Below are 20,307 nucleotides of genomic sequence, written 5' to 3' on the forward strand. Positions count from 1 at the left end.
TTTTTCACTTATGGTATAATAAGCATTGTATTTATTGTATATGAATCTGGAGAAAAAATCAAAGATATTTTTGACGGATAATATGAGAACAAGGGAGAATATATGACCTTAGAATGGGAAGAATTTCTAGATCCTTACATTCAAGCTGTTGGTGAGTTAAAGATTAAACTTCGTGGTATTCGTAAGCAATATCGTAAGCAAAATAAGCATTCTCCAATTGAGTTTGTGACCGGTCGAGTCAAGCCAATTGAGAGCATCAAAGAAAAAATGGCTCGTCGTGGCATTACTTATGCGACCTTGGAACACGATTTGCAGGATATTGCTGGCTTACGTGTGATGGTTCAGTTTGTAGATGACGTCAAGGAAGTAGTGGATATTTTGCACAAGCGTCAGGATATGCGAATCATACAGGAGCGAGATTACATTACTCATAGAAAAGCATCAGGCTATCGTTCCTATCATGTGGTAGTAGAATATACGGTTGATACCATCAATGGAGCTAAGACTATTTTGGCAGAAATTCAAATTCGTACTTTGGCCATGAATTTCTGGGCAACGATAGAACATTCTCTCAACTACAAGTACCAAGGGGATTTCCCAGATGAGATTAAGAAGCGACTGGAAATTACAGCTAGAATCGCCCATCAGTTGGATGAAGAAATGGGTGAAATTCGTGATGATATCCAAGAAGCTCAGGCACTTTTTGATCCTTTGAGTAGAAAATTAAATGACGGTGTAGGAAACAGTGACGATACAGATGAAGAATACAGGTAAACGAATTGATCTGATAGCCAATAGAAAACCGCAGAGTCAAAGGGTTTTGTATGAATTGCGAGATCGTTTGAAGAGAAATCAGTTTATACTCAATGATACCAATCCGGATATTGTCATTTCCATTGGCGGGGATGGTATGCTCTTGTCGGCCTTTCATAAGTACGAAAATCAGCTTGACAAGGTCCGCTTTATCGGTCTTCATACTGGACATTTGGGCTTCTATACAGATTATCGTGATTTTGAGTTGGACAAGCTAGTGACTAATTTGCAGCTAGATACTGGGGCAAGGGTTTCTTACCCTGTTCTGAATGTGAAGGTCTTTCTTGAAAATGGTGAAGTTAAGATTTTCAGAGCACTCAACGAAGCCAGCATCCGCAGGTCTGATCGAACCATGGTGGCAGATATTGTAATAAATGGTGTTCCCTTTGAACGTTTTCGTGGAGACGGGCTAACAGTTTCGACACCGACTGGTAGTACTGCCTATAACAAGTCTCTTGGCGGTGCTGTTTTACACCCTACCATTGAAGCTTTGCAATTAACGGAAATTGCCAGCCTTAATAATCGTGTTTATCGAACACTGGGCTCTTCCATTATTGTGCCTAAGAAGGATAAGATTGAACTTATTCCAACAAGAAACGATTATCATACTATTTCGGTTGACAATAGCGTTTATTCTTTCCGTAATATTGAGCGTATTGAGTATCAAATCGACCATCATAAGATTCACTTTGTCGCGACTCCTAGCCATACCAGTTTCTGGAACCGTGTTAAGGATGCCTTTATCGGTGAGGTGGATGAATGAGGTTTGAATTTATCGCAGATGAACATGTCAAGGTTAAGACCTTTTTAAAAAAGCACGAGGTTTCTAAGGGATTGCTGGCCAAGATTAAGTTTCGAGGTGGAGCTATTCTGGTCAATAATCAACCGCAAAATGCAACGTATCTATTGGACGTTGGAGACTACGTTACCATTTACATTCCCGCTGAGGAAGGCTTTGAAACCTTGGAGGCTATTGAGCATCCATTAGATATTCTCTATGAGGATGATCATTTTCTAGTTTTAAACAAACCCTATGGAGTGGCTTCTATTCCTAGTGTCAATCACTCTAATACCATTGCCAATTTTATCAAGGGTTACTACGTCAAGCAAAATTACGAAAATCAGCAGGTTCATATTGTAACCAGGCTTGATAGAGATACTTCTGGCTTGATGCTCTTTGCCAAGCACGGCTATGCCCATGCACGATTAGACAAGCAGTTGCAGAAGAAGTCCATTGAAAAACGCTACTTTGCTTTGGTTAAAGGTGATGGTCACTTGGAGTCAGAGGGGGAAATTATTGCTCCGATTGCGCGTGACGAAGACTCTATTATCACCAGACGGGTGGCTAAAGGTGGAAAGTATGCCCATACTTCTTACAAGATTGTCGCTTCTTATGGAAATATCCACTTGGTTGATATTCGTCTGCATACTGGACGAACCCACCAAATCCGAGTCCATTTTTCTCATATTGGTTTTCCTTTGTTGGGCGATGATTTGTACGGTGGTAGCTTGGATGACGGCATTCAACGTCAGGCTCTGCATTGCCATTTCCTATCTTTTTATCATCCATTTTTAGAGCAAGATTTGCAGTTAGAAAGTCCCTTGCCGGATGATTTTAGCAACCTTATTACCCAGTTATCAACTAATACTCTATAAAAACTGATTCAGAGTATAATTATTATTTTAAAGGAGAAAACTCATGGAAGTTTTTGAAAGTCTCAAAGCCAACCTAGTTGGCAAAAATGCTCGTATCGTTCTCCCTGAAGGGGAAGAGCCTCGTATTCTTCAAGCAACTAAACGCTTGGTAAAAGAAACAGAAGTGATTCCTGTTTTGCTTGGAAATCCTGAAAAAATTAAAATTTATCTTGAAATTGAAGGGATCATGGATGGTTATGAAGTCATTGACCCTCAACATTATCCTCAATTTGAAGAAATGGTTGCTGCCCTAGTGGAGCGTCGCAAGGGCAAAATGTCTGAAGAAGATGCACGCAAGGTTTTGGTTGAAGATGTAAACTACTTTGGTGTTATGTTGGTTTACTTGGGCTTGGTTGATGGAATGGTGTCAGGTGCGATTCATTCAACTGCTTCAACAGTTCGTCCAGCCCTTCAAATCATCAAAACTCGTCCAAATGTAACTCGTACTTCAGGTGCCTTCCTCATGGTTCGTGGCTCTGAACGTTACCTATTTGGAGACTGTGCTATCAACATCAATCCAGATGCAGAAGCTTTGGCTGAAATTGCCATCAACTCAGCAATCACAGCTAAGATGTTTGGAATCGAGCCTAAAATTGCTATGCTAAGCTATTCTACTAAAGGTTCAGGTTTTGGTGAAAGCGTTGATAAGGTCGTTGAAGCAACTAAAATTGCTCACGACTTGCGCCCTGACCTTGAAATCGATGGTGAGTTGCAATTTGATGCAGCCTTTGTTCCTGAAACTGCAGCTTTGAAAGCTCCTGGAAGTACGGTAGCTGGTCAAGCAAATGTCTTCATCTTCCCAGGTATCGAGGCAGGAAATATCGGATACAAGATGGCTGAACGTCTTGGTGGCTTTGCGGCAGTAGGTCCTGTTTTGCAAGGTTTGAACAAGCCAGTTAACGACCTTTCTCGTGGATGTAATGCAGATGATGTTTACAAGTTAACCCTTATCACAGCAGCTCAAGCAGTTCATCAATAGTGAAAACTATAAAGCGATATACTATGCTATACTGTAGTTATGAAACTATGTACGAAAAGCACTGCTATTAATTCCTGAGAACTAAATTACTGATTGGTGTCAAAAAGGATAACTTCCAATCGATAATATCCTGTCTATATACGACCTATGGAAATCTGTAATATACATGTCCGTAAAACGATAAATTCCCTTTTTGATTTTAAATGAGTATGAAAAGAGAATTTTTTCATGAGAAAACGCATAATATTGAGTGTTTTGACACCTGCTATTATGCGTTTTTTATAATTTTTGCACCTTTCTTAGCCTTTGTTATCGACAAGCATTGTTCTAGCTCCTTGTTTTTAGAATGGCAATTTCCCAGCGAAAGCACCCAGTTCTTTCTTGGTAGTTTCATCGATTTGTTCAAGAGCAGAGTTGATGGCTTGAACGGTCATATCAGAAAGAGTTTCAAGGTCCTCTGGGTCAACGATAGCTGGATTGAAATCAATGCTGATAACTTTCTTATCTCCAGTTAAGGTCGCTTGGACAAGGTCTTGAGCAGATTTGCCAACAAATTGCATGGCAGCAAGTTCGGCCTGGCTTTGTTCCATTTGTTTTTGAAGTTTTTGTGCTTGACGCATCATGTTTTGCATGTTCATCATAAGATTTCTAAAGTTCCTTTCATCTCAAGGGGATAATCCTTGTTGTTAACAAGTGCCTGATTTTCTCTCCTAATTGTTATTAGTAGCATAGCCATCAAGCCCAAGTATTGATTTTATTATACCATTTTTTTAAGACATAGTCTTTTATTGGTGAGAGTTATTTATGTCAAGGAGTGATTAGAAATAAATTAAAATAATGATTTTTGTTAAGAGGGGCTCTATTCTAGTTTCATGGAAATGATTTTACTAAAGGTTTGTATGCTTTGTCTACAAACATGGTACCTCTATCTATTTTCGGATAAATAGTTGTCTATTATTATTTTTATGCTAATAGTAAAATCTAAATGGTAGCCTACGATTTTTTAGAAAGAAAATGGTACAATATTTCTAAGAGAAAATACAATGGGAGGGAAAATGAGGTTATTACCTATAAGAAAAATATCACGTCAGTCTAAAAGGTTAGCACTTTTTTTGACGTTTTGTGCTGGATATGTGGATGCTTACACTTTTATTGTTCGCGGGAATACCCTTGTAGCTGGACAAACTGGAAATGTTGTCTTTCTTTCGGTAGAGCTAATACAGAATAATGTTTCGGATGTTAGGGATAAGCTTTTAACCTTAATAGCGTTTATGCTGGGAGTTTTTTTACTAACCATTTATAGGGAAAAATTGAGAATTGTGAAAAAGCCAATTCTGTCACTGATTCCTTTGGTAATCTTATCAATAATTATTGGTTTTGTGCCACAAACTGTAGATAATATCTATCTAGTGCCGCCCTTGGCCTTCTGTATGGGACTGGTGACAACTGCCTTTGGTGAGGTTTCGGGTATTGCTTATAATAATGCCTTTATGACAGGGAATATCAAACGAACAATGCTAGCTTTTGGAAATTATTTCCGAACTAAGCACACTCCTTTTTTGCGTGAAGGGTTCATATTTGTTAGCCTGCTTAGTAGTTTTATCCTTGGCGTTGTCTTTTCAGCCTATTTGACGATTTTCTATCATGAAAAGACCATTCTTGGTGTTCCTATTATGATGAGCATTTTTTATATCAGCATGCTTTTTGCCTCGTGGCGGAAAAAAGTAAAAGAAAAAGCTTGATTTTAGGTGTTATTACTTGTAAGAAAATAGGAGATATGCTATACTTAGAGAGTTGACTATGCACAATCCTGTGCAACCGCACGAACATCGTTGCTCGTCGTAGAACAAATTTAAACTTTGTTCTACATAGAGCTCTTCTTTTAAGTGGTTCGTCCCACGATGCTAGGCGAGTCTTCACAAAAAGTCGGGGAAACCCATAAAAATCATAGGAGGTGCATAATGAGCACATACGCAATTATCAAAACTGGCGGAAAACAAGTTAAAGTTGAAGTTGGTCAAGCAGTTTACGTTGAAAAATTGAACGTTGAAGCTGGTCAAGAAGTTACTTTTAACGAAGTTGTTCTTGTTGGTGGTGAAAACACTGTTGTCGGAACTCCACTTGTTGCTGGAGCTACTGTGGTTGGAACTGTTGAAAAACAAGGAAAACAAAAGAAAGTGGTTACTTACAAGTACAAACCTAAAAAAGGTAGCCACCGTAAACAAGGTCACCGTCAACCATATACTAAAGTTGTCATCAACGCAATCAACGCTTAATTTTAAGGAGAACACATGATACAAGCAGTCTTTGAGAGAGCCGAAGATGGCGAGCTGAGGAATGCGGAAATTACTGGACACGCCGAGAGTGGCGAATGCGGCTTAGATGTCGTGTGTGCATCGGTTTCTACGCTTGCCATTAACTTTATCAATTCTATTGAGAAATTTGCAGGCTATGAACCAATCCTAGAATTAAACGAAGATGAAGGTGGTTATCTGATGGTTGAAATTCCAAAAGATCTTCCTTCACACCAGAGAGAAATGACCCAGTTATTCTTTGAATCATTTTTCTTAGGTATGGCAAACTTATCGGAGAACTCGTCTGAGTTCGTCCAAACCAGAGTTATCACAGAAAACTAACACGGAGGAAAACATTATGTTAAAAATGACTCTTAACAACTTGCAACTTTTCGCCCACAAAAAAGGTGGAGGTTCTACATCAAACGGACGTGATTCACAAGCAAAACGTCTTGGAGCTAAAGCAGCTGACGGACAAACTGTAACAGGTGGATCAATCCTTTACCGTCAACGTGGTACACACATCTATCCAGGTGTAAACGTTGGTCGTGGCGGAGACGATACTTTGTTCGCTAAAGTTGAAGGCGTAGTACGCTTTGAACGTAAAGGACGCGATAAAAAACAAGTTTCTGTTTACCCAATCGCTAAATAAAAAGGTTCAGTGAACCTTTTTATCCCGAGCCTTGAACTGTAAAGGCGAGGAAGCTAGAAGTAGCATTAAATAAGGCTTTCCGAGTTTTCGGAGAGCCTGTTTTTTGTTTGGTACCCATACTTTTTAATATAGTAAAATGAAATAAGAACTGGTATCTGGTTTCAAATATTGGCTTGTCATCCCTCCACTTGTCTGAATGGCTTGAGCCGTTCCTTCTGATAAGGAAAAAGATATTCTTTAGCGAGAATCCAAGATAACAGATGGAGAGAAAAATAGCTCCAATCTGAAGCACACTGGATGGGAGTTGTTGAAAAGCAGTCATCTAGTTTTTCTTTTCTACTTTGGCTTTTTTTCTTTGTCATCAGGGAAAGTGACTTGCTTCAAATCAGGGAGTTTAGGAAACTCTTCAAATATCTTGACCAAGTTGTCTCGTTTTGTAAATTTTACAGCCATAGGTGTACCTCTATTCTAAATTCTACCTTTTCGACACCAATTAGTAATTTAAAGTTCTCAGGAGTTAGTTGCATTGCTTTTTCATACATAAGCATAGTATGACACTTTATGGTTACCTAACAAGTCTAATCACTCCTTTCAAACTTTTGAAGATGTCCTACAAGTTTTTGAGAAGAATATTGCAAAGTTCATAGTTAAGCAACGATAGAGTGAAGTGCTTTTTGAAAACAGCTACACTTCAGGTGAAAAAAACGACATTTCAGATTTTCTGTTCCAGAAATAGCTATCGCTATGATATAATTATTTTATGATTATTACTATTCCTATAAAAAACCAAAAAGATATTGGCACACCATCTGATTCAGTCGTTGTTCTCGGCTATTTTGATGGCATACATAAGGGGCATCAAGAATTATTTCGTGTTGCCAACAAAGCTGCGAGAAAGGATTTATTGCCTATCGTCGTTATGACCTTTAATGAATCTCCAAAGATCGCTTTAGAGCCTTATCATCCAGATTTGTTTTTGCATATTTTGAACCCTGCTGAACGTGAAAGAAAATTAAAGCGCGAAGGTGTAGAAGAATTATATCTCCTTGATTTTAGTAGTCAATTCGCTAGTCTCACGGCAGAAGAATTTTTTGCAACTTATATCAAGGCTATGAATGCCAAAATTATTGTTGCAGGTTTTGATTATACATTTGGTTCTGACAAAAAAACAGCAGAAGATTTAAAGGATTACTTTGATGGAGAAGTTATCATTGTTCCACCTATAGAAGATGAGAAAGGAAAGATTAGTTCAACTCGTATCCGTCAAGCTATTTTAGATGGAAATGTGAAAGAAGCAGGAGAACTTTTGGGGGCACCGCTTCCATCAAGAGGTATGGTGGTTCATGGTAATGCTCGTGGTCGTACAATTGGTTATCCGACAGCGAATTTAGTGCTTTTAGACCGTACTTATATGCCAGCAGATGGCGTTTATGTCGTTGATGTTGAGATTCAAAGACAGAAGTATCGTGCTATGGCTAGTGTCGGGAAAAATGTGACCTTTGATGGAGAAGAAGCACGTTTTGAAGTCAATATTTTTGATTTTAATCAAGATATTTATGGGGAAACCGTCATGGTTTATTGGCTTGATCGCATTCGAGATATGACCAAATTTGACTCAGTTGACCAATTAGTGGATCAGTTAAAGGCTGATGAAGAAGTAACTCGGAATTGGTCTTAAGAGCTTGAGTAAATAAAACAAAAAAGAGGTTGTCTGTAACCCAAAAGATAGATGATTTAGTCTAACTTTTGAGATCACTACACTACCTCTTTTTATTCTTTTTCAAAGGTGAATCCTTCTCCTAGGATTTCATGGGCTTCTGTAATGGTTATAAAGGCTTGAGGATCGATTCGATGAATCATTTCTTTCATTTTCACAATCTCATTTCTACCGACAATACAGTAGATGATTTTCAAATTTTCTTTACTATAGTAGCCTTGACCAGAAATAAAAGTAACACCTCTTCCGAGGTCATCATTAATTGCCTTAGCAAGTTGGTCAGGACGTTTTGTGATAATCATAAAGCCTTTGCCGGCATATCCTCCTTCACCAATCAAATCAATAACACGAGAAACAATAAAATCAAACAAAAGCGTGTAGGAAACCAATCTCAAATCCTTGAAGATTAGGAGAATCAACATGAGAATACAAAAATCTAAGATAAAGAGCAGTTTTCCTATGGATATATGAGTGTATTTGTTGAGAATACGAGCTAGAATATCAGTTCCGCCAGTTGTACCTCCAGCATTAAAAATAATTCCAAGGCCAATTCCTAATAGGATTCCCGCTATAAGGGCTGTGATTAGTAAATCACCTTGAAGATCAATATGAAAGGGAATATGCTCAAAAAAAGCTAACCAGGCGGACAAAGCTAAGGTTCCTAGTAAACTAGAATAGAGGGATTTGGCTCCAAAAATCTTCCAAGCTAGGATGAAAAGGGGAATATTAATCAGCAGGTTCATGAGGGAAACAGGGATTTTAAAAAGATAAAAGGTGATGAGGGTAATGCCTGTCGCCCCTCCTTCAAAGAGATGATGGGGAACTACAAAATAAGTCAGTCCAAAAGCATAAATAGCAGCACCTAGTAAAATGGTAAAAATGGGGTAAATTTTTTTAATCATAGGACACCTCTTTTCTTATAAGTTGATTATATCAAATTTTACAGAAAATTTGATTGACTCCATTAGGATTTTTAATCTTTTTTTTGATATAATTAGAAGCAAGGAAACCAATCTGAATCCTAAAATAGAAAGATTGATACTATGACAAAAATTAAGATTGTAACCGATTCATCTGTTACTATTGAACCTGAACTAGTAAAGCAATTAGATATTACAATTGTTCCATTATCTGTAATGATTGATAATGTTGTTTATTCTGATGCTGATTTGAAAGAAGAAGGTAAATTTCTTCACTTGATGCAAGAAGCTAAGAATCTTCCGAAAACAAGCCAGCCGCCTGTAGGTGTCTTTGCTGAAGTGTTTGAAAACCTATGCAAGGATGGTAGCCAGATTCTTGCTATTCATATGTCCCATGCTCTTTCGGGGACTGTAGAAGCAGCGCGCCAAGGTGCTAGTTTATCTACTGCCGATGTGACAGTTATCGATAGTTCCTTCACTGACCAAGCCTTGAAATTCCAAGTTGTCGAAGCTGCTAAATTAGCACAAGAAGGCAAAGACATGGAGACAATTTTATCTCATGTAGAAGAGGTTAAAAACAACACAGAACTTTATATTGGCGTTTCAACTTTGGAAAATCTTGTCAAAGGTGGACGAATTGGCCGTGTAACTGGATTGTTGAGCTCCCTTCTCAATATCCGTGTTGTCATGCAAATGAAAGACCATGAATTGCAGCCAATGGTTAAAGGTCGTGGTGCTAAAACTTTTAAAAAATGGTTAGATGAGTTGATAACATCGCTTTCTGAACATTCTGTAGCAGAGATTGGAATTTCATATTCTGGTAGTGCTGATTGGGCAAAAGAGATGAAAGAAAGCTTACAAGCTTATGTTGAAAAGCCAATTTCTGTTTTAGAAACAGGTTCCATTATTCAAACTCACACGGGTGAGAATGCGTGGGCTATTTTGGTACGTTACCATTCCTAAAAAATAAATAAAATGGGAAGAAATAGCGTTTTTAACTTGACCTAAAAGGGATTTTAGGATATGATTATATTTGTTAATTAGAAATTATTTGGAGGAATCGTTAACATGGCAAACAAACAAGATTTGATCGCTAAAGTAGCAGAAGCTACAGAATTGACTAAGAAAGACTCAGCAGCAGCAGTTGAAGCTGTATTTGCAGCAGTAGCTGACTATCTTGCAGCTGGTGAAAAAGTTCAATTGATCGGTTTTGGTAACTTTGAAGTTCGTGAGCGTGCAGAACGTAAAGGTCGCAACCCACAAACTGGTAAAGAAATGACAATTGCAGCTTCTAAAGTTCCAGCATTCAAAGCTGGTAAAGCTCTTAAAGACGCTGTTAAATAATCAGTCTTTAAAAAGCCTATTGTATCAAGCTTTCTAGCTTGGTCGGTAGGCTTTTTAATTATGAAATCTAGTAATAAATAGAGTTAAAAAGTTGAATGTTCCGAAAATATTGTATATATAGTAGACTGAATCTAAAATAGTACGAAACAATTGCTAAAACATTTATAGAAATTAATTTTACTTTCCCAATCGATTTGTTCTCATCTTATTTCAATTTGCTATACGTACGTATATAATGAAAAGAATTAAATAATAGACTTGTGCGATAACTATTTGAAGCAAGATTAGCTGGTTAGAAAGTCCAACAAGATAGCGAAGGAATCTAACATAAATTTTACATAATTTACTTTATGTTACAAACCCTTCACTAAAATACTTACCATTATCTTGAATGCCTTAGGGAAACATGCTATACTACTTGTATGATTATTTTACAAGCTAATAAAATTGAACGTTCTTTTGCAGGAGAGGTTCTTTTCGATAATATCAACCTGCAAGTTGATGAACGAGATCGGATTGCCCTTGTTGGGAAAAATGGTGCAGGTAAGTCTACTCTTTTGAAGATTTTAGTTGGAGAAGAGGAGCTAACTAGCGGAGAAATCAATAAGAAAAAAGATATTTCTCTGTCTTACCTAGCCCAAGATAGCCGTTTTGAATCTGAAAACACTATCTACGATGAAATGCTTCATGTCTTTGATGATTTGCGTCGGACTGAGAAACAACTGCGTCAGATGGAGCTGGAGATGGGTGAAAAGTCTGGTGAGGATTTGGATAAACTGATGTCAGATTACGACCGCTTATCTGAAAATTTTCACCAAGCAGGTGGTTTCACTTATGAAGCTGATATTCGAGCGATTTTGAATGGATTCAAGTTTGACGAGTCTATGTGGCAGATGAAAATTGCTGAGCTTTCTGGTGGTCAAAATACCCGTCTGGCGCTGGCCAAAATGCTTCTTGAAAAGCCAAATCTCTTGGTCTTGGACGAGCCAACCAACCACTTGGATATTGAAACCATCGCCTGGCTAGAGAATTATTTGATAAACTATAGCGGCGCCCTCATTATCGTCAGCCACGACCGTTATTTCTTGGATAAGGTTGCGACGATTACGCTGGATTTGACCAAGCATTCCTTGGATCGCTATGTGGGGAATTACTCTCGTTTTGTTGAGTTGAAGGAGCAGAAGCTAGCTACTGAAGCAAAAAACTATGAAAAGCAACAAAAGGAAATCGCTGCTCTGGAAGACTTTGTCAATCGCAATCTAGTCCGTGCTTCAACGACCAAACGCGCCCAATCCCGTCGTAAACAACTAGAAAAAATGGAGCGTTTGGACAAGCCTGAAGCTGGCAAGAAATCAGCCAATATGACCTTCCAGTCTGAAAAAACGTCTGGTAATGTTGTATTGACTGTTGAAAATGCAGCTATTGGCTATGATGGGGAAGTCCTGTCACAACCGATTAGCCTAGATCTTCGTAAGATGAATGCTGTCGCTATCGTTGGTCCAAATGGTATCGGCAAGTCAACCTTTATCAAGTCTATTGTGGACCAGATTCCTTTTATCAAGGGGGAAAAGCGCTTTGGCGCTAATGTTGAGGTTGGTTACTATGACCAGACCCAAAGCAAGCTGACACCAAGTAATACTGTACTGGATGAACTCTGGAATGATTTTAAGTTGACACCAGAAGTTGAAATCCGTAACCGTCTAGGTGCCTTCCTTTTCTCAGGAGATGATGTCAAAAAATCAGTTGGCATGCTGTCTGGTGGCGAGAAAGCACGTTTGCTTTTGGCTAAATTGTCTTTGGAAAACAACAACTTCTTGATTCTGGACGAGCCAACCAACCACTTGGATATTGATAGCAAGGAAGTGTTGGAAAATGCCTTGATTGACTTCGATGGAACTCTTCTCTTCGTCAGCCACGACCGTTACTTTATCAATCGTGTGGCAACTCATGTACTGGAATTGTCTGAGAATGGCTCGACTCTTTACTTGGGAGATTACGATTATTATGTCGATAAAAAGGCTGAAATGGAAGTCGGTCTGACAGAGGAAGCTTCAACCAGCAATCAAGCAAAAGAAGCAAGCCCAGTTAATGACTATCAAGCTCAGAAAGAAAGTCAAAAAGAAGTTCGTAAGCTCATGCGACAAATCGAAAGTCTAGAAGCTGAAATTGAAGAGCTAGAAAGTCAAAGCCAAGCCATTTCTGAACAAATGTTGGAAACAAACGATGCCGACAAACTGATGGAATTGCAGGCTGAGCTGGACAAAATCAGCCACCGTCAGGAAGAAGCTATGCTTGAGTGGGAAGAATTATCAGAGCAGGTGTAAAGATGGAACATCTTGGAAAAGTATTTCGTGAATTTCGAACAAGTGGAAATTATTCTTTAAAGGAAGCAGCAGGCGAGTCCTGTTCAACCTCTCAGTTATCTCGCTTTGAGCTTGGGGAATCTGACCTAGCAGTCTCACGTTTTTTTGAAATTTTGGATAATATTCATGTGACCATTGAAAATTTCATGGACAAGGCTAGGGATTTTCAAAATCATGAACATGTTGCTATGATGGCACAGATTATCCCACTTTACTACTCAAATGATATTGCAGGTTTTCAAAAGCTTCAAGAAGAACAACTTGAAAAGGCTAAGAGTTCGACGACTCCCCTTTATTTTGAGCTGAACTGGATTTTGCTACAAGGTCTGATTTGTCAAAGAGATGCGAGTTATGATATGAAGCAGGATGATTTGGATAAGGTAGCAGATTATCTCTTCAAAACAGAAGAATGGACCATGTATGAGTTGATTCTTTTCGGGAACCTCTATAGTTTCTACGATGTGGACTATGTCACTCGGATTGGTAGAGAAGTCATGGAGAGGGAGGAATTTTACCAAGAGATTGGTCGCCATAAGAGATTAGTGTTGATTTTGGCCCTCAATTGTTACCAGCATTGTTTAGAGCATCTTTCTTTTGACAATGCAAGCTATTTCGAGACTTATACAGAGAAGATTATTGGTAAAGGTATTAAGCTTTATGAGCGTAATGTTTTCCATTATTTAAAAGGTTTTGCCTTATATCAAAAAGGAAAGTGTAAAGAAGGTTGTAGCCAAATGCAAGAGGCCATGCATATTTTTGATGTGCTAGGTCTTCCAGAGCAAGTAGCCTACTATCAGGAACACTACGAAAAATTTGTCAAAGATTAATTTTCCCAAATAAGGGAAAAAATAAAAAGCTCCTTTCGGTTTTGATACAATAGTTTCAAAATTTGAGAGGAGTTTTTATATGAATCGCTATGCAGTACAGTTGATTAGCCGTGGAGCTGTTAACAGGATAGGGAATATGCTCTATGATTATGGCAATAGTGTCTGGTTGGCTTCCATGGGAACTATCGGACAGACAGTTTTAGGAATGTATCAGATTTCTGAACTCGTCACATCCATTCTCGTCAACCCATTTGGCGGAGTCATTTCAGACCGTTTTTCTCGTCGTAAGATTTTAATGACGACGGACCTTGTTTGTGGGATTCTTTGTCTGGCTATTTCTTTTATAAGAAATGACAGCTGGATGATTGGAGCTTTGATTGTTGCCAATATTGTTCAGGCGGTTGCATTTGCCTTTTCTCGTACAGCCAATAAAGCCATTATAACTGAGGTTGTTGAGAAAGATGAGATTGTGATCTATAATTCTCGCTTAGAGCTGGTTTTGCAGGTTGTAGGTGTTAGCTCTCCTGTTCTTTCCTTCCTTGTTTTACAGTTTGCAAGTCTCCATATGACACTACTGCTAGACTCGCTGACTTTTTTCATTGCTTTTGTTCTAGTGGCTTTTCTTCCAAAAGAGGAAGCAAAAATTCAAGAGAAAAAGGCTTTTACTGGGAGAGATATTTTTGTAGATATCAAGGATGGGTTACACTATATCTGGCATCAGCAAGAAATTTTCTTCCTTTTGCTGGTAGCTTCCAGCGTTAATTTCTTTTTTGCCGCTTTTGAATTTCTACTTCCCTTTTCGAATCAGCTTTACGGGTCAGAAGGAGCCTATGCAAGTATTTTAACTATGGGGGCTATTGGTTCCATCATTGGGGCTCTTCTAGCTAGTAAAATTAAAGCTAATGTTTATAATCTTTTGATTTTACTGGCTTTGACAGGTGTCGGAGTTTTTATGATGGGATTACCACTTCCAACTTTTCTTTCCTTTTCTGGAAATTTAGTTTGTGAATTGTTTATGACGATTTTTAATATTCACTTTTTTACTCAAGTACAAACCAAGATTGGGAGCGAATTTCTTGGGAGAGTACTGAGTACAATTTTTACCTTAGCTATTCTATTTATGCCTATTGCAAAAGGATTTATGACAGTCTTGCCAAGTGTACATCTCTCTTCTTTCCTGATAATTGGAAGTGGTGTTATCATCTTGTCTTGTATATCGTTTATTTATGTTCGAACTCATTTTGAAAAATTTATATAAGGTTGCTTGAGTTTTAAAAATAATTCCAATCTAAGTGTTTTTTCCGCCCTTCTCGTTTGTGAGGAGGGCTTGTTTTATGGTAAAATGGTTTTATGAATAAAAGAATGAATGAGTTAGTCGCCTTGCTCAATCGCTATGCGGCTGAGTACTATACCAGCGATAATCCCTCGGTTTCAGACAGTGAGTATGATCGCCTTTACCGAGAGTTGGTTGAGTTAGAAACTGCCTATCCAGATCAAGTGCTAGCAGACAGTCCGACCCATCGTGTTGGTGGCAAGATTTTAGATGGTTTTGAAAAATACAGTCATCAGTATCCTCTTTATAGTTTGCAGGATGCTTTTTCACGTGAGGAGCTTGAAGCTTTTGATGCGCGCGTTCGTAAGGAAGTGGCTCATCCAACCTATATTTGTGAGCTGAAAATCGATGGCTTATCTATCTCTCTTACTTATGAAAAGGGGATTTTAGTTGCTGGGGCAACACGTGGTGATGGTTCTATTGGAGAAAATATCACAGAAAATCTCAAACGTGTTAAGGACATTCCTTTGACCTTGCCAGAAGAACTTGATATTACAGTTCGTGGGGAATGTTACATGCCACGCGCTTCTTTTGACCAGGTTAATCAAGCTCGCCAAGAAAATGGAGAGCCTGAATTTGCCAATCCTCGTAATGCAGCGGCAGGAACCCTGCGACAGCTGGATACAGCAGTAGTTGCCAAGCGTAATCTTGCCACTTTCCTCTATCAGGAAGCCAGCCCTTCAACTCGCGACAGCCAAGAAAAGGTTTTGAAGCACCTAGAACAACTTGGTTTTGTAGTCAATTCTAAACGAATTCTGGCTGAAAGCATGGATGAGATTTGGAATTTTATCCAAGAAGTAGAAGAGGAACGGGACAATCTTCCCTATGATATCGATGGGGTGGTGATCAAGGTCAATGACCTAGCAAACCAAGAAGAACTCGGTTTTACCGTCAAGGCTCCAAAGTGGGCAGTAGCCTACAAGTTTCCTGCTGAGGAAAAAGAAGCTCAACTCTTGTCAGTTGACTGGACAGTTGGCCGTACGGGTGTTGTAACCCCAACTGCAAATCTAACACCTGTACAACTAGCTGGTACAACTGTTAGCCGTGCAACTCTGCACAATGTGGATTATATTGCTGAAAAAGATATCCGTAAAGATGACATGGTCATAGTTTATAAGGCTGGTGACATCATCCCTGCTGTTTTACGCGTGGTAGAGTCCAAACGGGTTTCTGAAGAGAAACTGGATATCCCTACAAACTGTCCAAGTTGTAACTCTGACTTGTTGCACTTTGAAGATGAAGTGGCCCTGCGTTGTATCAATCCGCGTTGTCCTGCCCAAATCATGGAAGGTTTGATTCACTTTGCCTCTCGAGATGCCATGAATATTACAGGCCTTGGACCATCAGTAGTTGAGAAATTATTTGCTGCCAATTTAGTCAAGGATGTGGCGGATATTTACCGATTACAAGAAGAGGATTTCCTCCTTTTAGAAGGGGTCAAGGAAAAATCTGCTTCTAAACTGTATCAGGCCATCCAAGCATCTAAGGGAAATTCAGCCGAAAAACTCTTGTTTGGTTTGGGAATTCGCCATGTCGGTAGTAAGGCCAGCCAGCTCTTACTCCAACATTTCCACTCAATCGAAAATTTGGCTCAGGCAGATCCAGACGAAGTGGCTAGTATTGAAAGTCTGGGTGGCGTGATTGCCAAGAGTCTCCAGACTTATTTTGCGACAGAAGGCTCTGAAATTCTCCTCAGAGAATTGAAAGAAGCTGGGGTCAATCTGGATTATAAAGGTCAAACTGTAGTAGCGGATGCAGCCTTGTCAGGTTTGACAGTGGTATTGACTGGAAAATTGGAACGGCTCAAGCGCTCAGAAGCTAAAAGTAAACTCGAAAGTCTGGGGGCCAAAGTGACAGGCAGTGTGTCTAAAAAGACCGACCTCGTCGTGGCAGGAGCAGATGCTGGAAGTAAACTTCAAAAGGCGCAAGAACTTGCTATCGAAGTTCGAGATGAAGCTTGGCTAGAAAGTTTGTAACAATGACAGAAGAAAGAAAACGTGCGCGTTTAATTTATAACCCAACCTCAGGGCAGGAAATTATCAAGAAAAATATAGCAGAAGTGCTGGATGTTTTGGAAAATATTGGCTATGAAACCAGTGCCTTTCAAACGACTCCAGAACCTCTTTCGGCACAAAAAGAAGCTGAGAGAGCAGCCAAAGCTGGTTTTGATTTGATTATTGCTGCAGGTGGTGATGGAACAATTAATGAGGTAGTCAATGGGGTTGCCTCGCTCGATAAGAGACCTCGGCTTGCTATCATCCCAACAGGTACGACTAATGATTATGCGCGTGCCCTAAAAATTCCAATGGGTGATCCTGTTGCGGCTGCTCAGATTATTGCTAAAAATGAGACCATTCATATGGATATTGGACGAGCTTTTGGCGACAAATATTTTATTAATATTGCCGCTGCTGGAACCTTAACCGAATTGACTTACAGTGTTCCAAGTGAAGTCAAGACGCGTCTTGGTTATTTTGCCTATGTTGCTAAAGGCATTGAAATGTTTCCTAAGACCAAGGTTCGTCCAGTGAGAATCACACACGATCAGGGGGTCTTTGAAGGAGAGGTGTCCTTGATTTTTGTTGCCTTGACCAATTCCATTGGAGGGTTTGAGCAGTTAGCGCCTGATACCAAGTTAGACGATGGTAATTTTACTCTGATTTTGGTCAAGACAGACAAGCTATTTGATATGTTGGGCTTATTGATACAGGCCATTAATGGTGGTCAGCATGTCTCAGACGTCAATATCGAATACCTTAAAACTAGCAAACTACGTTTAGAAGTTTTAGATGACCAAGAACCATTTATGCTGAACCTAGATGGGGAATATGGAGGAGATACCCCAGTTGAACTTCAAGTCTGCCATCATCACATCGAATTTTTTGTCAATCGAGACGAGATTAGTCAAGAATTTATTAGTGAAATAGAAACGAATTAAAAAGTAAAAAGGAAAAATAAAAATGTATAACTACCCTATGCGCATTCATTACCATCGCAAGAATGGTGAATACGACACTTGCTCTTTTGTAAAGAGTAAGGATCAACGAATTGATTTACTAACTTACCAAGAAGATTATTTTGGAGCCTTATTTAGCTTTGAACACCCAAGTGCTCATCCCTTAGAAAGCTTGAATTTTGTGGTTCACACAGGCCAAACTAGTAAAGAATATGCTATCCGTTTTAATCACTATCCCCTCTTAACAGAGGTCTGGATTTTGGAAGGCGATGATAGAATTTATTATTCTGAAAATCCTGCAATTGCAAGTCCTTTCTATAAAAATCAAAATCCTTTTGCTTTTGACAAGGCTATCAATAGCGCTAGTTTCGACCACCACTGGGGCTACCAAGGGGAATTGGGTTGCCGTGTAGAGGACAATCAGGCTCGTTTTGCTCTCTGGGCTCCAACAGCGACAGAAGTGCAGGTTGTCGTTTATGAATCAGCTGCTAATGATGCTCCTGTTTGGAAGACCTTTGAGATGGAGAGAGGCAATAGCTACTCTTATAATCACAAGGACAATACAATCGGTGTCTGGAGTTTGGATGTTGAGGAAGATTTGACTGGTAAGGCTTATCAGTATCAAGTCCAATTCCCTCACCACCAAACAGTGACACGCGATCCCTATACCATCGCGACCAGTCCTGATGGCAAACGTTCAGCTATCCTGAGCCATGAAGAAAAGCAAGTTGCAAACTTCGAGGTCAAGCACGGTTCAGAGGCTACTTGGCGCTTGGCAAATCCATGTAAGGCAGTTATTTGTGAAATGCACATTCGTGATTTGACCAAATCACCGACCTCAGGTGTGGATGAACATCTTCGAGGAACTTTCTTAGGTGCTGCACAGACTGGAACAGTTAACCAGTACGGCCAAGCAACTGCTTTTGATTACATCAAGAAGCTGGGCTACAATTATGTTCAGTTGCAACCAATTGCAGACCGTCACAAAGAATACGATGAGGATGGGAATGTAACCTACAACTGGGGTTATGACCCACAAAACTATAACGCGCCAGAAACTAGTTTTTCAACTAATCCAGACGACCCAGCTCAGGTTATTCGTGATTTGAAGACCATGGTTCAAGCTTACCACGATGCGGGTATTGGTGTTATTATGGATGTGGTCTATAACCATACCTTCTCAGTTGTTGATGCACCTTTCCAAACAACTGTCCCTGATTACTATTATCGTATGAATCCAGACGGTACCTTCCAGAATGGAACAGGCGTTGGAAATGAAACAGCCAGTGAACACGAAATGTTCCGCAAGTATATGATTGATTCTCTTCTATACTGGGTTCAGGAATACAATATTGACGGCTTCCGTTTTGACTTAATGGGGATTCATGATGTCAAGACTATGCAGATGATTCGTCAAAGCTTAGATGAAATCGACCCTAACATTATCCTCTATGGAGAAGGTTGGGACATGGGAACAGGTCTTGCACCTTATGATAAGGCTAAGAAAGACAACGCCTACGAAATGCCAAATATTGGTTTCTTTAATGACAATCAGCGTGATGCTGTCAAAGGTGGAGAAGTTTATGGTGCTATCAAGTCAGGTTTTGTCAGCGGTGCTGCGACAGAGCCAATTCTTGCTAAAGCAATCCTAGGCAGTCGTGAATTAGGAACCTATACACATCCAAATCAAGTGCTTAACTATGTGGAAGCCCATGACAATTACAATCTTCACGATTTATTGGCAACCCTTCATCCAAACCAAAGTTCAGAACAAATCATGCGCAAGGTCGAGACAGCCACAGCTATGAACCTACTCATGCAAGGGATGGCCTTTATGGAAATCGGTCAAGAATTTGGTCGTACCAAACTGGTTGCGACTGGTGAGAATGGTGAGTTGACCCATGATGATAGAGAGCGTGCGATGAATAGCTATAATGCTCCTGACAGTGTGAACCAAGTCAACTGGGATTTGATCAATGAGCGTCAAGACAGTATTGAGTTTATCCGTCAAGTCATCCGATTGAAGACAAAAACTGGTGCCTTTTCTTACTCTAGCTATGATGAAATTTACCATCATGTCTTTGTGCATTCTGCGATTGAACATAGCGGCTGCCTTATCTATGAAGTTCATGGGAAAGAACACCTCTTGGTTGTTGTGAATGCTAAATCAGAACCCTATCAATTTGAAAATGCAGGAAATTTAGCTATGTTGGTAACTAATAGTCGTTCAAAAGAAGATAATGTGTTAGATGATATTAGTCTAGCTGTCTTGAGTGTTTTATAAAGACCATCTATCTCGCTATTCTAACACATCATTGGAAGTGAACGAATAGAAAGAACTTAGTTGATAACTCACTTGTATAGAAAATTTGATAAATATTTTCATCAAACGTGTAAAATCAGGAAATTGTTTT

The 20,307-nt window shown here is 39.4% G+C and carries 20 protein-coding genes, 2 pseudogenes and 1 other annotated feature; of the genes and pseudogenes, 17 read left to right on the forward strand and 5 right to left on the reverse strand.

Features of this window, described 5'->3' with window-relative positions; translation table 11 throughout:
• Positions 1–102 precede the first annotated feature (102 nt).
• The 4 genes from HT723_RS09495 to pta are packed head-to-tail and all read left to right on the forward strand — an operon-like array spanning position 103 to position 3,487.
• Positions 103–774, forward strand: a complete 672-nt coding sequence (locus HT723_RS09495; protein ID WP_000171676.1) for a GTP pyrophosphokinase family protein — start codon at positions 103–105, stop codon at positions 772–774.
• On the forward strand, positions 758–1,576 hold the full coding sequence (locus tag HT723_RS09500) for an NAD kinase (RefSeq protein WP_000799053.1): 819 nt from the start codon (positions 758–760) through the stop codon (positions 1,574–1,576). The genes HT723_RS09495 and HT723_RS09500 overlap by 17 nt, the downstream gene beginning before the upstream one ends.
• On the forward strand, positions 1,573–2,469 hold the full coding sequence (locus tag HT723_RS09505) for an RluA family pseudouridine synthase (RefSeq protein WP_172935099.1): 897 nt from the start codon (positions 1,573–1,575) through the stop codon (positions 2,467–2,469). The genes HT723_RS09500 and HT723_RS09505 overlap by 4 nt, the downstream gene beginning before the upstream one ends.
• A 43-nt stretch (positions 2,470–2,512) precedes the next feature.
• The gene (gene pta / locus HT723_RS09510; RefSeq protein ID WP_000451579.1) at positions 2,513–3,487 is read left to right on the forward strand and encodes a phosphate acetyltransferase; all 975 of its coding nucleotides are present in this window, start codon (positions 2,513–2,515) and stop codon (positions 3,485–3,487) included.
• Positions 3,488–3,828: 341 nt separating this feature from the next.
• Here pta and HT723_RS09515 read toward each other — a convergent pair whose 3' ends face one another.
• Entirely contained in the window at positions 3,829–4,128 is a 300-nt protein-coding gene (locus HT723_RS09515) for a YbaB/EbfC family nucleoid-associated protein (protein ID WP_023936829.1), read from the reverse strand.
• A 402-nt stretch (positions 4,129–4,530) separates the two neighbouring features.
• On the opposite strand from HT723_RS09515, the gene HT723_RS09520 reads away from it, so the two are divergent.
• From HT723_RS09520 to rpmA, 4 genes are all read left to right on the forward strand, one after another.
• Entirely contained in the window at positions 4,531–5,229 is a 699-nt protein-coding gene (locus tag HT723_RS09520) for a YoaK family protein (RefSeq protein ID WP_023933523.1), read from the forward strand.
• Between the two features lie 64 nt (positions 5,230–5,293).
• Positions 5,294–5,413, forward strand: a sequence feature (ribosomal protein L21 leader region).
• Positions 5,414–5,448: 35 nt separating this feature from the next.
• A complete protein-coding gene (gene rplU, locus HT723_RS09525; RefSeq protein ID WP_000109141.1) occupies positions 5,449–5,763 on the forward strand; it encodes a 50S ribosomal protein L21 in 315 nt (104 codons plus the stop codon).
• A gap of 15 nt (positions 5,764–5,778) precedes the next feature.
• Positions 5,779–6,123 carry a ribosomal-processing cysteine protease Prp gene (locus tag HT723_RS09530; RefSeq protein WP_000613692.1) on the forward strand — a complete coding sequence of 115 codons (345 nt, stop codon included), beginning with the start codon at positions 5,779–5,781 and terminating at the stop codon, positions 6,121–6,123.
• A 16-nt stretch (positions 6,124–6,139) separates the two neighbouring features.
• Positions 6,140–6,433 carry a 50S ribosomal protein L27 gene (gene rpmA / locus HT723_RS09535; RefSeq protein ID WP_000916509.1) on the forward strand — a complete coding sequence of 98 codons (294 nt, stop codon included), beginning with the start codon at positions 6,140–6,142 and terminating at the stop codon, positions 6,431–6,433.
• 138 nt (positions 6,434–6,571) lie between these two features.
• Here rpmA and HT723_RS11700 read toward each other — a convergent pair.
• The 3 genes and pseudogenes from HT723_RS11700 to HT723_RS11845 form a co-directional block, all read right to left on the reverse strand.
• Positions 6,572–6,697 (reverse strand): annotated as a pseudogene (locus HT723_RS11700) (TIGR03943 family protein); the annotation flags it as partial.
• A pseudogene (locus HT723_RS11705) lies at positions 6,693–6,755 on the reverse strand (permease); the annotation flags it as partial. The pseudogenes HT723_RS11700 and HT723_RS11705, both read right to left, overlap by 5 nt.
• 14 nt (positions 6,756–6,769) lie before the next feature.
• Complete coding sequence (locus HT723_RS11845) at positions 6,770–6,886, reverse strand: SPJ_0845 family protein (RefSeq protein WP_267240009.1); 117 nt, start codon at positions 6,884–6,886, stop codon at positions 6,770–6,772.
• Between the two features lie 307 nt (positions 6,887–7,193).
• Here HT723_RS11845 and HT723_RS09545 point away from each other — a divergent pair, with 307 nt between their 5' ends.
• A complete protein-coding gene (locus HT723_RS09545; RefSeq protein ID WP_100103963.1) occupies positions 7,194–8,111 on the forward strand; it encodes a bifunctional riboflavin kinase/FAD synthetase in 918 nt (305 codons plus the stop codon).
• 92 nt (positions 8,112–8,203) lie between these two features.
• On the opposite strand, the gene HT723_RS09550 is transcribed toward HT723_RS09545, so the two are convergent.
• Positions 8,204–9,052 (reverse strand): YitT family protein, encoded by an 849-nt coding sequence (locus tag HT723_RS09550; protein ID WP_100103962.1) that lies wholly within the window; start codon positions 9,050–9,052, stop codon positions 8,204–8,206.
• A gap of 141 nt (positions 9,053–9,193) precedes the next feature.
• On the opposite strand from HT723_RS09550, the gene HT723_RS09555 reads away from it, so the two are divergent.
• From HT723_RS09555 to pulA, 8 genes are all read left to right on the forward strand, one after another.
• Complete coding sequence (locus HT723_RS09555; protein ID WP_023933529.1) at positions 9,194–10,033, forward strand: DegV family protein; 840 nt, start codon at positions 9,194–9,196, stop codon at positions 10,031–10,033.
• Positions 10,034–10,138: 105 nt separating this feature from the next.
• Positions 10,139–10,414, forward strand: a complete 276-nt coding sequence (locus HT723_RS09560) for an HU family DNA-binding protein (RefSeq protein ID WP_001284639.1) — start codon at positions 10,139–10,141, stop codon at positions 10,412–10,414.
• Positions 10,415–10,836: 422 nt separating this feature from the next.
• The gene (locus HT723_RS09565) at positions 10,837–12,738 is read left to right on the forward strand and encodes an ABC-F family ATP-binding cassette domain-containing protein (protein ID WP_172931378.1); all 1,902 of its coding nucleotides are present in this window, start codon (positions 10,837–10,839) and stop codon (positions 12,736–12,738) included.
• A 2-nt stretch (positions 12,739–12,740) separates the two neighbouring features.
• Positions 12,741–13,604, forward strand: coding sequence for a MutR family transcriptional regulator (locus HT723_RS09570; protein ID WP_172935100.1), 864 nt, complete (start codon positions 12,741–12,743; stop codon positions 13,602–13,604).
• 79 nt (positions 13,605–13,683) lie between these two features.
• Positions 13,684–14,862 (forward strand): MFS transporter, encoded by a 1,179-nt coding sequence (locus tag HT723_RS09575; RefSeq protein ID WP_172935101.1) that lies wholly within the window; start codon positions 13,684–13,686, stop codon positions 14,860–14,862.
• Positions 14,863–14,954: 92 nt separating this feature from the next.
• The gene (gene ligA / locus HT723_RS09580; protein ID WP_172935102.1) at positions 14,955–16,913 is read left to right on the forward strand and encodes an NAD-dependent DNA ligase LigA; all 1,959 of its coding nucleotides are present in this window, start codon (positions 14,955–14,957) and stop codon (positions 16,911–16,913) included.
• Between the two features lie 2 nt (positions 16,914–16,915).
• On the forward strand, positions 16,916–17,875 hold the full coding sequence (locus HT723_RS09585; protein WP_000134182.1) for a diacylglycerol kinase family lipid kinase: 960 nt from the start codon (positions 16,916–16,918) through the stop codon (positions 17,873–17,875).
• 22 nt (positions 17,876–17,897) lie between these two features.
• Entirely contained in the window at positions 17,898–20,177 is a 2,280-nt protein-coding gene (gene pulA, locus HT723_RS09590; RefSeq protein ID WP_000283050.1) for a type I pullulanase, read from the forward strand.
• The last annotated feature ends 130 nt before the right edge of the window (positions 20,178–20,307 follow it).

The sequence above is a fragment of the Streptococcus sp. 2106 genome, assembly GCF_013277315.1.
Taxonomy (GTDB): domain Bacteria; phylum Bacillota; class Bacilli; order Lactobacillales; family Streptococcaceae; genus Streptococcus; species Streptococcus pseudopneumoniae.

Bases quoted from the DNA above. Each gene is read 5' to 3' on its own strand.
- HT723_RS09495 (WP_000171676.1), top strand. From the start codon at position 103: ATGACCTTAGAATGGGAAGAATTTCTAGATCCTTACATTCAAGCTGTT.
- HT723_RS09500 (WP_000799053.1), top strand. From the start codon at position 758: ATGAAGAATACAGGTAAACGAATTGATCTGATAGCCAATAGAAAACCG.
- HT723_RS09505 (WP_172935099.1), top strand. From the start codon at position 1,573: ATGAGGTTTGAATTTATCGCAGATGAACATGTCAAGGTTAAGACCTTT.
- pta (WP_000451579.1), top strand. From the start codon at position 2,513: ATGGAAGTTTTTGAAAGTCTCAAAGCCAACCTAGTTGGCAAAAATGCT.
- HT723_RS09515 (WP_023936829.1), bottom strand. From the start codon at position 4,128: ATGATGAACATGCAAAACATGATGCGTCAAGCACAAAAACTTCAAAAA.
- HT723_RS09520 (WP_023933523.1), top strand. From the start codon at position 4,531: ATGGGAGGGAAAATGAGGTTATTACCTATAAGAAAAATATCACGTCAG.
- rplU (WP_000109141.1), top strand. From the start codon at position 5,449: ATGAGCACATACGCAATTATCAAAACTGGCGGAAAACAAGTTAAAGTT.
- HT723_RS09530 (WP_000613692.1), top strand. From the start codon at position 5,779: ATGATACAAGCAGTCTTTGAGAGAGCCGAAGATGGCGAGCTGAGGAAT.
- rpmA (WP_000916509.1), top strand. From the start codon at position 6,140: ATGTTAAAAATGACTCTTAACAACTTGCAACTTTTCGCCCACAAAAAA.
- HT723_RS11845 (WP_267240009.1), bottom strand. From the start codon at position 6,886: ATGGCTGTAAAATTTACAAAACGAGACAACTTGGTCAAGATATTTGAA.
- HT723_RS09545 (WP_100103963.1), top strand. From the start codon at position 7,194: ATGATTATTACTATTCCTATAAAAAACCAAAAAGATATTGGCACACCA.
- HT723_RS09550 (WP_100103962.1), bottom strand. From the start codon at position 9,052: ATGATTAAAAAAATTTACCCCATTTTTACCATTTTACTAGGTGCTGCT.
- HT723_RS09555 (WP_023933529.1), top strand. From the start codon at position 9,194: ATGACAAAAATTAAGATTGTAACCGATTCATCTGTTACTATTGAACCT.
- HT723_RS09560 (WP_001284639.1), top strand. From the start codon at position 10,139: ATGGCAAACAAACAAGATTTGATCGCTAAAGTAGCAGAAGCTACAGAA.
- HT723_RS09565 (WP_172931378.1), top strand. From the start codon at position 10,837: ATGATTATTTTACAAGCTAATAAAATTGAACGTTCTTTTGCAGGAGAG.
- HT723_RS09570 (WP_172935100.1), top strand. From the start codon at position 12,741: ATGGAACATCTTGGAAAAGTATTTCGTGAATTTCGAACAAGTGGAAAT.
- HT723_RS09575 (WP_172935101.1), top strand. From the start codon at position 13,684: ATGAATCGCTATGCAGTACAGTTGATTAGCCGTGGAGCTGTTAACAGG.
- ligA (WP_172935102.1), top strand. From the start codon at position 14,955: ATGAATAAAAGAATGAATGAGTTAGTCGCCTTGCTCAATCGCTATGCG.
- HT723_RS09585 (WP_000134182.1), top strand. From the start codon at position 16,916: ATGACAGAAGAAAGAAAACGTGCGCGTTTAATTTATAACCCAACCTCA.
- pulA (WP_000283050.1), top strand. From the start codon at position 17,898: ATGTATAACTACCCTATGCGCATTCATTACCATCGCAAGAATGGTGAA.